The organism is Aliikangiella litoralis, from assembly GCF_052495765.1.
In genome coordinates, this window is the sequence record NZ_CP199292.1 from 1,952,898 (window position 1) to 1,963,876 (window position 10,979).

Genomic DNA, 10,979 nt, shown 5'->3' on the forward strand with positions numbered 1-10,979 from the left:
AATAGTAGCTACTATAATCAATTAAGACTTTAGCAACAAGTGATGCTTATGGCTGATGATAATTTAGAATCTGCAAATGTGCTTTTAATTGAGCCATCAAAGCTTTATCAGCAAATCGTGGCGCAACAGTTAGAAAAAGTTGGTTTAAGTGTCAGTATCACCAATAGTGGCAAAAAGGCACTAGCTATTGCTAAAAAGTCGACATTTTTGCTGATTCTTTGCGCAAATGAGCTCCCAGATTACGAAGGCGTTGAGTTGGCAACAGAGTTGCGTAAATATTTAGGTATTAAGGTTCCTTTGTTATTACTGACTTCATCTGATGATAAAAAACTCATTCGTAAAGCACTTGAACGAGATGTCACTGAGGTGATTATTCGCGATAGGCTGGTTGAGATGAGAGATTATATTTCTTCGATATGCAAAGAGGTGCAACAAAACAAAAAGCAGTCTGCGCATATATTATTCATTGAAGACTCTGAAGCTATTGCTATGCAGACAGAAAAGTTTTTTTTAGAACAAGGCTACCAAGTCACACAACTAACGAATGCAGAAGGAGCTTTAGCGTTGTTTAATGAGCAATCTTTTGACTTGATTATTACTGATATTTTGTTAGAAGGAAAAATGACTGGTATGGGGCTTATTCGACATGTGAGAAATCTTAGTGAACCAATTTGCAAACTCCCGATTATTGCTATTTCTGGATTAGATAAGGCCAGTCAGAGAATTGAAGCTTTAAGACAAGGTGCGACTGATTTTATCAGTAAGCCTATGGATAATGATGAATTGGTTGTTCGAGCCAAGAATTTGATAAGAGCGAAAAAACTGCATGATAAAGTGCTAGAGCAAGAAAAACAGTTAAGGTTACTTGCCATTACAGATCCTTTAACCGAGTTATATAATCGTCATTATTTAACTGATATTGGTATTAAAAGAGTTAAAGAGGCTCAACGACATGGACATGCATTGAGTATTATTGTCATTGATTTAGATTTTTTTAAATCTATTAATGATAATCATGGGCATTCGGTTGGTGATATGGTACTTAAAGAAGTCAGCCAACTGTTGATTAAAAGTTGCCGCAGGGAAGATTTTGCGGTTCGTTTTGGTGGAGAAGAGTTTGTATTAGTTTTACCACACTGTAATATTAAAAACTCAGAAGTTAAAGCTAAAAAAATATGTCAAGAATTAGCTGAATTAAAACCCGGAGGTTTAAATCTTACTGCTAGTTTAGGGGTGGCGGGTAAGGATTCTTTAAGCGAGGAAGATTCATTTAATTACTTATTCCACCAAGCTGATTCGGCAGTTTATTACGCTAAAGAGCATGGTCGTAACCAAGTTTGCATGGCACAAACACTAAAAAATTAGAAGCAGCAATAATATTTAACATAATTTATTGACAAATACGCACCTAAAGTCCCGCAAATACGCATATTTAACCATTTGACTAGTCAGAATAATTATAAAAATGCTATTCTTTAAATCATTTTCACAATGCTCAAAAGCATATCTGAACAAATAATTGTATTTTACTTAAAATAATAGAGGCTGGCATGATGAGGCTAAAAAAAATAGTGTTTTTAGGGGCTTTACTAAGCTCTTTTTCTGTAGGGGCTGAAGTCGTACCAACTGATACTACGATTAAAACGGAGTTATCTTTAAATAAAATTATGGCCGATCCTGATTGGATGGGTAACTCTCCTGTTAATCCTGCTTGGTCAGCAGATGGAAGTCGAGTTTTTTATCAACAAAAAGCAACAGGTCATAGTCACCAAGAACACTATCAGTATTTGTTAAGTGCACAGCAATCTTCTTTAGTTGAAGCTGATAAATTGCTTTGGCTTGCTAGCCAAAAAGCAAAACAAAATCCAAGTGGTTCTTGGGGAAGCTTTGTTTACCAGGGAGATGTTTACCTGATTGATAATTCGACGACTACAATAAAAGCGATTACATCTGATGATACAATTCAATCTCGTGTGAACTTTATTGATGATAACAAATTAAGTTATTTAGAAGACCATCAAATTTTTATTTATCATATTGAACAAGGTTTTTCTGAACAAATTGCAGATTTTAAATTAGCCGATGATCCAGAAAAGAAGGGATCTAAAAGCTATTTAGAGCAAAGTCAACCACGCTTATTAAAATACATAGAGAAAAAAGAAAAGGAAAAGCTATATCAAAAAAAGAGACAAGAGAAAAACCGTTTAAGCCAAAGTAAAACTTGGTATTTAGGTAAGCAAGTTAATATCAGGACATTTCAGTTATCTCCCGATGCTAACTGGCTTTTATTAGGAACCACAGAAAAAAGTGCTGCAGGAAAAGCCGATCATATGCCAGAGTTTGTTACGAGTGATGGTTATGTTAATGATCGAAAGGTTAGACCTCTTGTTGGAACCGTTAAGCCTGTCAATGAAAAATTTTATTTAATTAACTTAAAAAGTCACCAAAAACATGCTCTCGATGTTTCGAACTTACCGGGTATTAATGACGATCCTTTAGACAGTCTTAAGAAAAGTGCCGCTAAAAAAATTGGTTATAAATATAAAGAGCAAGATGGGCCTCGTGCTATTTCAGCGTATAACTGGAGAGCTAATGGTGGCGTTGAGTGGACGAATGATAGCCAAAAACTAGCTCTTTTATTGTATTCATATGACAATAAAGATCGTTGGATTGTTGGGGTTGATGTTAACAAACCAAAGTTAAAAACGATGCATTGGTTGTCTAATGAAGCATGGGTCAATGATTGGACGTTTAATGAATTTGGCTGGTTACCAGATAATGAAACTTTATACTATTTATCGGAAGAAGATGGATATTCTCATTTATATATCAAAAAAGGCAAACGAAGAGCTCGCCAATTAACCGAAGGAAAATATGAAGTGAGTGATTTAACGGTTTCAAAAGCTGGCGCTCATATCTACTTTAAAGCGAATCAAAATCATCCTGGTAATTACGAAATCTATAGAGTTTCTTTAAAAGGTCGAAATATAGAAGCGTTGACTAATTTAGGTGGCGTAAACGATTATGTCTTATCACCATCGGAAAAGCAGTTAGTCATTAGACATTCTACGACTACCAAAATGCCTGAGTTATTACTTAGTACAATCGATAAGACAGAAAAAACAGCCCAATTTACTCATACTGCAAGTGAACAGTTTAAGGCTATTAAATGGAACACACCAGAAATTGTTGCTGTTCCTTCAACACATATTAGTCGACCTATTTACTCGCGTTTTTATCAAGCTGAAAATGAAACTAAGTTAGGAGAAAACAATAAGAAACCTGCGGTTATTTTTGTTCATGGTGCAGGTTATTTGCAAAATAGTCATCAAGGTTGGTCTGGATACTTTAGAGAATTCATGTTCCATAATTTGTTGACTAGACAAGGTTATGTCGTGCTTGATATGGACTATCGAGCTTCAAAAGGTTACGGCCGTGATTGGCGAACTGCGATTTATCGCAATATGGGAACCCCTGAATTAGAAGATTTAACTGATGGCGCTAAATGGTTGGTTGAAAATGCCAATGTTGATCCCGAGCGAATTGGTATTTATGGTGGTTCTTATGGTGGCTTCATGACTTTTATGGCACTCTTTAAAACTCCCGATGTTTTTGCAGCAGGTGCGGCACTTAGACCTGTTACTGATTGGGCACATTATAATCATGGCTATACTTCAAATATTCTCAACACTCCAGAGATTGATCCTGAAGCTTATGAGAGAAGCTCACCAATTGAATTTGCTGAAGGATTAAACAAACCGCTCTTAATTTGTCATGGTATGGTTGATGACAATGTTTTTTTTAAAGATAGTGTTCGTTTAGTCCAACGGTTGATTGAGTTAGAAAAAACTCAATATTTTGAAACCGCAATTTATCCGGTTGAGCCGCATGGGTTTAAACAACCGTCTAGCTGGTTGGATGAGTACACTCGCATCTACCAATTATTTGAACGACATCTTAATTGAGTCTACTGACATAAATTTAATTATGATTAAGGTAATGTTTATTGCTAGGAGTATGGGGTAGTTCAGGGTGTGTTGTACTTTGTTAGAACAACACACCTTTATGTATACGTATCGATTTTATGTATCGATATAAATTTGCAGCGAATATAAGTTTTAATGATGATAGGCGAAAAGACTAAATTGCTCTTTGATTAAATACTTTAGGGCCTTCTTCTAATTTGCGTAAGTATGCATGATAATTTGGCTCAGACATGACTTCTCGTAAAATACTCATTAGAAATGTATCGGCTTTTTTTTCACCATATTGATATTCTAGGTAACCTTTGATTGCTTCCATCCAAACAGGCCAACGAAAACGAATGCGGCCAGATTCGTCGAAGAAGTCTAGGCGATTAGCAAATAAGTTTGCGTGTGAACCTGCTTTTTCAACTGCATGGTCTACAACTTTCCAAATAAATTCCTTATCTTTGTGGGTCAGTTCGTGGGTCAAATTTTAACATCCATTTAGGTTGGTTGATTGAAGTGAGTATAAATAAAAACATATTAATAAAAAAGTAAAATATCTCTTATTAGTGTGAACAGGATCCTGTTTTAGAACATAATTATTTTAAGGGGATAAATATATTAAGTTTTTAATAATAAAAGTATTTCTTTAGAGTTAAGTAACAAAATAGAATATTCAGTTCATGATGGTAAATATATTGGATAATTTGTATTATTTTCTGGAGTATGTGGATTTGAAGCGCGATAATGGTTAAGTGAGTTAATTACTAACTGACAGCTTGAGTTTGAGCGTTTTATTTGGAGGTGTGGAGCCTAATAATATGAAATTATGGAAGTCATTTTTTGCGTTAAACATTTCATTAATTATTTTTGCTTGTGAAGATAGCCAGCAAATTGAACAGACTGTATTTCAAGATTGTCATAATCATTTTAAAGCGGCTAGTTATAAAGTCGCGTTAAAACGTTGCGAAAAAGCAGCCAAGCTCGGCTTACTTGAAGCACAGTGGTTACTGGCACAAATTTATGATTATGGATTAGCTGGTGACGAAGCAAAACCAGACAAAGCTTTTCAATGGTATTTAAAAGCGGCTGAGGGAGGGTTAAGTGATGCCCAAACTTTAATTGGAGAGTCGTATTTAAATGCTAACGGTGTTAAACAAGATTACGCTGAAGCTTATCGTTGGTTAATTAAGGCGGCCAAACAAGGCGATTTGAATGCTGAGTTCTATTTAGGAAATTTATTTCTTGAAGGTAAAGGACGTAAAAAAGATGTTAGTTCGGCCATTTCTTGGTTTAAAAAATCAGCAGCTAAGCGGCATCTTATGAGCATTAACAACTTAGCCTGGATCTATGCAACTTCTGAGCATAAGGCTTTTCGTGATGTAAAAAAAGCAAAGTATTGGGCTGACAAGCTTCAGGAAACCGATGAGAATCAAGCAACATTTTTAGACACAAAAGCAGCCGTTTATGCACTAGATGGCAATTTTTCTCAGGCAGTAGCGTTGCAAAATAAAGCGATAGCGAGTTTAAGTGAAGATGTTGAAGAAGCAAAATTATTAGATTTTCAGCGACGTCTTGAAGCTTATGAAAATAATCAGGCGTGGCTGGAGTCTAGCGAATGAAAAAAAATACCAATCCCCATTTAGACCATAGAAGTCTACCAAAAGGTAAATATCGTCATTATAAAGGCAATGAATATGAAGTTTTGGGTACTGCATATCACAGTGAAACTGAAGAGTTAATGGTATTGTATCGCCCTTGTTATGGAGATGCTGCATTATGGGTGAGACCGTTTGATATGTTTAATGAGCTATTGTCATTTGAAGGAAGGGTCGCTGCACGCTTCAAGTTAATTGAAGAGTACAAAAATCAGTCAAAAAAAGGCAGTTTAAAATAAATGTAATAAAACTGACAATAAATGGACTATTTGGGTATCTATTACTTTAATTAGTACTACATTAACTTTGATACTAAAAGCTCAAACATCCTTATCGATTTCACAAATAGAGAGTATTTCTATGCCGCGTAGTGAGCGTCAGGATTATAATCAATTTTTTGAGAATACTTTAAATGACTACCATAGCATGATATCTCGTGTGGTCAGTAGTTATGAGCGAAGCCGTTCTCTTCAAGAAGAGCTATACCAAGAAATATCTGTTGCGTTGTGGAAAGCTTTAGCCAAATTTGAGCATCAATCAAGTTTAAAAACTTATGTGCTCAGTATTGCCCATAAGCGAGCTATTTCACATGTTGCTAAGTGTGTAAAAGAGCCTGAGTCTGTCGAAATTGATGAGCTTGGGTTAACTGGAACTGGTTGTCCTAGTGAAACTATGCAAAATAATCAACGAATGCATAACCTTATTGCCGGGATCAGACGTTTATCAGTAACCGATCGTCAATTGGTCACTTTAGCTCTGGAAGGCTTAAGTTATAAAGAGATTTCTCAAATATTAGGTATTAGTGTTTCTAATGTTGGAGCTAAATTAAATCGAGCTAAGGCTAAATTAGGTGCTTTATTGGATCAGGGGGAAAGAGCATGAATGATCCATTAAAAGATTGGGACGAACTTCAGTCAGAATGGCAATCATATAAACCTGATATTCAACAAATAAAAAAGAAAATTAACTGGGTAACCTGGCGCATGGGATTAGTCCTTGTGCTAGATATTATTATAGTATTGGCATATGTTCCGTTTCTTTATTTTTCCATTACTTCAGATTCAAGGCATTGGATTGTTGATGTTTGGGATTGTGTTATGGGTGGCTTACTTATTTATTTAGTTTATCTGGATTTTAAAATTAGACTCCCTATCTTTAGAGCGCAAGGAGAATCGACTCGCGAGGTTTTGCAATTTTATATTAAACGAGTAGAAGCAGGCATAACAATTGGACGCTTAGGTAAAGTTTTTTGTGTCTTTTTACTCATTCTTTTTGTTGTTTGGGTAACAGTTAATTACTTTTTACCTGAAAACGATTTATCCCTAACCAAATGGCCATTTTTGTTATTTGGTGTTTGCTGGATAGGCGGTTTTATAGCCGTTTTTGCTTGGTATCAAGCGAAAAAAACTAAAGAACTAGAACGCCTAACCATTTTATGGAAAGAATATTTAGATTAGTTAAACTATTGGCAGTCAATGCAAGCAAAAACAGTTTTGAACCTGTTTTTGCTAAAAAATAACCAAAAAGCTGCTCAAAGTTCTTGCTATGCTCATAAGAAAAGAAAATATTGGAACACCTATAATACTTAAACCGATCAAACTGAGTAATGCGATTGAACCGTATTGAGCATTCCACTGGACATATTTGTAAGCAACATTACGAGATAAAAAGTAGGGTAAGATATAGTGGCCATCAAGTGGGCCGAGTGGAAGTAAGTTAAATAGCATTAATAGTAGATTGATTTGAGCCATGTATTGTAGAAATAGTTGGGGCCCATCGGTTGTTAAATAGTCTATTTGAAATATATGTGCAGCAACCAATAAGTTAATAAAGATGAATGCCAGTAATAAGTTCATTGCTGGTCCTGCTGCACTAATCCATAGTGATGCTTTAGGAGAATTAAAATTTCTAGGATCCGTTGGTACTGGTTTGGCATATCCAAAACCAATAATAGCAACCATCAATAATCCCATCGGATCAATATGTGCGACAGGGTTTAGGGTTAAACGTCCCATTCTTTCGGCTGTATTATCACCAAATTTTTTGGCTGTCCAGGCATGACCAAACTCATGAAATGATAATGAAATAACAATAGCTATAATCAACATCACAAATATTTCATATTCGCCTTGCATTAGCAAACTTAGCATGGTTTAACCTCTTGTTATCAGTTATGGTCGTTTAGGAATATAGTAAGTAAATCGATTAGGATCGTTTGATCGCTCGATAAATGTGAGTGAATCATACCACTTTTGCTGAGTCATTTGAGAATAGATAGCTTCCCAGTCCTCGAGATTATTTGATTCAACTTTTAAGCGACACATTGATTTGTTGCAATTGAGTTCCTCTATAAAATGGAGGTTGTCGGGATTCGCTTTACTCATATAATCGCTAATATAGTTTTCATACTCTGCGCTCCAACTAGAGCGAGCTTGCTGTGTTTCAAAAGAGGCTTTAATATCTTTTAACTGGTTTTTTTCAAGCTCTATAGCATAACCTTTAAAACGGTTTACAAATTTATTTTTAACATCTTCCTCAAACTCTTTCATGCTCATGGTTTTTAGCTTTTGTGGTTTATCAGCATGCTTTTGGTTTGTTGCAATAAGCTCAGCTTGCGCTTTTATATTCTCTTCAAGCTTCAATATTTGACTGGTTTGTGATTTAACTAATCGCTTAAGTTGCTCTATTTCAGTGCTATTAAGAGTATTTTTGTCGACAGTTATTGTCGCTTCTTTTTCTGCTAATTCGATAGCAGGAATGGAGGTTGTCATTGTTTCTGTAGAAGCTATTTGCTGTGGCTCAATAGCTACTTGCGGAGGTTGTTTATTGAACAATAAATAGCCAGCTAAAAAACCTACCGTTAAAGTCATTAAATGTTGAATCGTTTTAATTAACATGCCTTCAGATTTTTCCTAACAATTATTAAATGTAACTTTATCAGATTTTTTCTATAAAAGATGTTTTATCAAAGTGGATTCTTCTTTTGTTTGGTTACAAAATATGAGAAATTCTATTGGTTACAGTCCAAAAAGCTAGTGATCTATATTAATTTGAGATTATGAATGGCGTTATCATTGCAAGTGAAGGGATGTTAAGGGCACAACAACAGGGTAAAAAGGTGAACTGGGTGGTGCATAGTGATGCTGTCAAGGTGTTTTATCAGGCCATGCAACGTTTGCAAGGAAAAAACCTGAACCAACACTCGGTATTTTTTTGCCCCACAGTTAAATGTTAACTCAGGCAAAGGGTAATAAGTCTGATTAATATTGAACAAATTAACTTGGTTAATCGATAAACAGTAAAACTGGATAGATAAATTATGGCAGTCAAAGAAATTTTGAGAATGGGAGATCCGCGGTTACAACAAGTCAGTGAAGTTGTTAATAATGTATTGTCGGATGAATTAAAACAATTGATTGAAGATATGTTTGATACCATGAAAGCTTATCAAGGTGCTGGCTTAGCGGCACCGCAAATTGGCGTTCAGAAACGGGTTGTCATTTTTGGGGTAGAAAATAACGATCGCTACCCCGATGCTGATAGTGTGCCATTAACGGTGTTAATCAATCCTGAAATTGAGGTGTTGTCTGTAGACAAGCGAGGTTACTGGGAAGGTTGTTTAAGTATTCCTGGTATGCGTGGTTATGTTGAGCGTCCTGCGCATATTCGTTACCGAGGATTAGATGCTGATGGTAACCAAATTGAAAGAGAAGTTACTGGATTTCATGCGATTGTTGTTCAGCATGAGTGTGATCATCTTGATGGTGTCCTTTATCCGATGAGAATGGAAGATATGTCTAAGTTTGGTTTTGTTGAAGAGTTGGCAAAAAAGTAACAATAAGACGAAAGTAGATATGCCGATAATGTTTACTTTAAATTTACAATTTATATGAGTTTGATTGGCCGTTTTTTTGATAATATTGGGGGCTGTATTGGCTGAATCTCTGCTTGGCACAACTCCCAATAATTGTTTTATTTTTATGAAGAGAGTGATAATCTAAGGTTGCCCTGCACTTATGTGGAGAATATATGAAAAGTGTTATATTTAAAATACTGTTTACTGCCTTCCTTATTTTTTCCTTAATCGTTATTTATTCTCCGCAGCTAGAAGCAAATGATTATCAACGGTTGCAACAACAGAGAATGAACGAGCAAATTAGACAGCAGCAAGCTCGCGATAGAGAGCGAATGCGTCAAGAACAAGCTCGTGAGAGGGAGCGTCTTAGAAGAGAGCAGGAGCGCCAAAGGGAAAAAATACGTCAAGAACGTCAACGAGAACGAGAACGCATACGTCGAGATCAGGAAAAACTGAGACAAGCTCAACTTAAAAATAATGAAAAGCTTAAACTACAACGATTACAGCAAAAGAAATTTGAAAAAGATTTAGCACAAAAAAAACTCGAGCAAGAAAAGTTAAGGCGGTTGCTAAAGCAGAAAAACATATCCAAAGAGCAAAGAGTAAAACTTAAAAAACGGTTAGAGAAAGAAAAGGCCGCTCAAAAGAGTTTGGAAAATCAGTTGAAAAAAACGGGTATCCATATTTCCAAGTTAAACCAAGAGAAGTTACAGAATAAAAAGTTAGCTGATCAATTAAAAAATTTAAGTAAAGAGAAAAAAGAACAAAAAATAAGTGTACTTTATAAGCAAAAAAAACTACAAGAAGATAAAGCGAAAAAGAATGCCGCTGCTAGAGAAGCTTTAAAGCAGAACGGGGTGAGTAAGAAGAAAATAGATAAACAAAAGAAAAAATCAATCAAAGAACGTTTAAAAAAATCACGTTTAGCAAAAGAAAGAAAAGAACGAGAAAAAAAGAAAAAGTTACTTGCTGAGAAAAAAGAAAGGCATAAGAAGGAAAATAATATTCTTTTCCAAAAGCTTGGTAAAAAAAATACAACTTTAGCTATTCCTGATTATTCGTCTTCCAATAGAAGAAATCAACCCGGAGTTGCATCATATAGTCAGTTACCAAAGATTTTAGATGGTAAAAAGTGGTTAAAAGGTTCAGCTGGAGTGGCTGCAAAAATACCTGAACATATTGCCAAGAAACTTTCTGGGAAAAAGTTTAAAAGTTTTGATGAATTTAGGCGTGAATTCTGGAAGACAATTGCAAATGATCCTGTTATCAGTAAGCAATTCAAAGAAGATAATATTAATCAAATGAAACAAGGTTATGCGCCTTTTGCGGTTAAAAGTCAGCAAGTTGGAAAGCGTATGAAATATGAGCTTGATCATAATCAAGAAATTCAATCAGGTGGAAATGTGTATGATATGGATAATATATTTGTTAGGAGCCCCCTAAATCATATAAAAGGAAAATGATTTGTTTAACAACAAGTTTCTTTATTGAGCTCTT

11 protein-coding genes are annotated in these 10,979 nt (G+C 35.2%); 8 read left to right on the forward strand and 3 right to left on the reverse strand.

From position 1 onward, the window contains the following. The first annotated feature begins 48 nt into the window (after positions 1 to 48). Positions 49 to 1,365 (forward strand): diguanylate cyclase, encoded by a 1,317-nt coding sequence (locus tag ACT5E3_RS08130; RefSeq protein ID WP_444997802.1) that lies wholly within the window; start codon positions 49 to 51, stop codon positions 1,363 to 1,365. A 185-nt stretch (positions 1,366 to 1,550) separates the two neighbouring features. Further along, entirely contained in the window at positions 1,551 to 3,965 is a 2,415-nt protein-coding gene (locus ACT5E3_RS08135) for a prolyl oligopeptidase family serine peptidase (protein ID WP_444997803.1), read from the forward strand. A gap of 175 nt (positions 3,966 to 4,140) precedes the next feature. Here ACT5E3_RS08135 and ACT5E3_RS08140 read toward each other — a convergent pair whose 3' ends face one another. Further along, a complete protein-coding gene (locus tag ACT5E3_RS08140; RefSeq protein WP_444997804.1) occupies positions 4,141 to 4,455 on the reverse strand; it encodes a hypothetical protein in 315 nt (104 codons plus the stop codon). Between the two features lie 334 nt (positions 4,456 to 4,789). Between ACT5E3_RS08140 and ACT5E3_RS08145 the strand changes: the two genes are divergently transcribed. The 4 genes from ACT5E3_RS08145 (at position 4,790) to ACT5E3_RS08160 (ending at position 7,083) form a co-directional block, all read left to right on the forward strand. Next, positions 4,790 to 5,590, forward strand: coding sequence for a tetratricopeptide repeat protein (locus ACT5E3_RS08145; protein ID WP_444997805.1), 801 nt, complete (start codon positions 4,790 to 4,792; stop codon positions 5,588 to 5,590). Then, a complete protein-coding gene (locus ACT5E3_RS08150) occupies positions 5,587 to 5,865 on the forward strand; it encodes a DUF1653 domain-containing protein (RefSeq protein WP_444997806.1) in 279 nt (92 codons plus the stop codon). The genes ACT5E3_RS08145 and ACT5E3_RS08150 overlap by 4 nt, the downstream gene beginning before the upstream one ends. Positions 5,866 to 5,986: 121 nt before the next feature. Then, positions 5,987 to 6,508 carry an RNA polymerase sigma factor gene (locus ACT5E3_RS08155; protein ID WP_444997807.1) on the forward strand — a complete coding sequence of 174 codons (522 nt, stop codon included), beginning with the start codon at positions 5,987 to 5,989 and terminating at the stop codon, positions 6,506 to 6,508. After that, positions 6,505 to 7,083: a hypothetical protein gene (locus ACT5E3_RS08160; RefSeq protein WP_444997808.1), complete on the forward strand. Its 579-nt coding sequence runs from the start codon at positions 6,505 to 6,507 to the stop codon at positions 7,081 to 7,083. Before ACT5E3_RS08155 ends, ACT5E3_RS08160 begins: the two co-directional genes overlap by 4 nt. Before the next feature lie 51 nt (positions 7,084 to 7,134). Here ACT5E3_RS08160 and ACT5E3_RS08165 read toward each other — a convergent pair whose 3' ends face one another. Next, entirely contained in the window at positions 7,135 to 7,776 is a 642-nt protein-coding gene (locus tag ACT5E3_RS08165) for a site-2 protease family protein (protein WP_444997809.1), read from the reverse strand. A gap of 21 nt (positions 7,777 to 7,797) precedes the next feature. Then, positions 7,798 to 8,523 (reverse strand): hypothetical protein, encoded by a 726-nt coding sequence (locus ACT5E3_RS08170; protein WP_444997810.1) that lies wholly within the window; start codon positions 8,521 to 8,523, stop codon positions 7,798 to 7,800. A 422-nt stretch (positions 8,524 to 8,945) separates the two neighbouring features. On the opposite strand from ACT5E3_RS08170, the gene def reads away from it, so the two are divergent. Beyond that, positions 8,946 to 9,461, forward strand: coding sequence for a peptide deformylase (gene def / locus ACT5E3_RS08175; RefSeq protein WP_444997811.1), 516 nt, complete (start codon positions 8,946 to 8,948; stop codon positions 9,459 to 9,461). Positions 9,462 to 9,655: 194 nt separating this feature from the next. Next, positions 9,656 to 10,945, forward strand: coding sequence for a hypothetical protein (locus tag ACT5E3_RS08180; protein ID WP_444997812.1), 1,290 nt, complete (start codon positions 9,656 to 9,658; stop codon positions 10,943 to 10,945). Positions 10,946 to 10,979 lie beyond the last annotated feature (34 nt).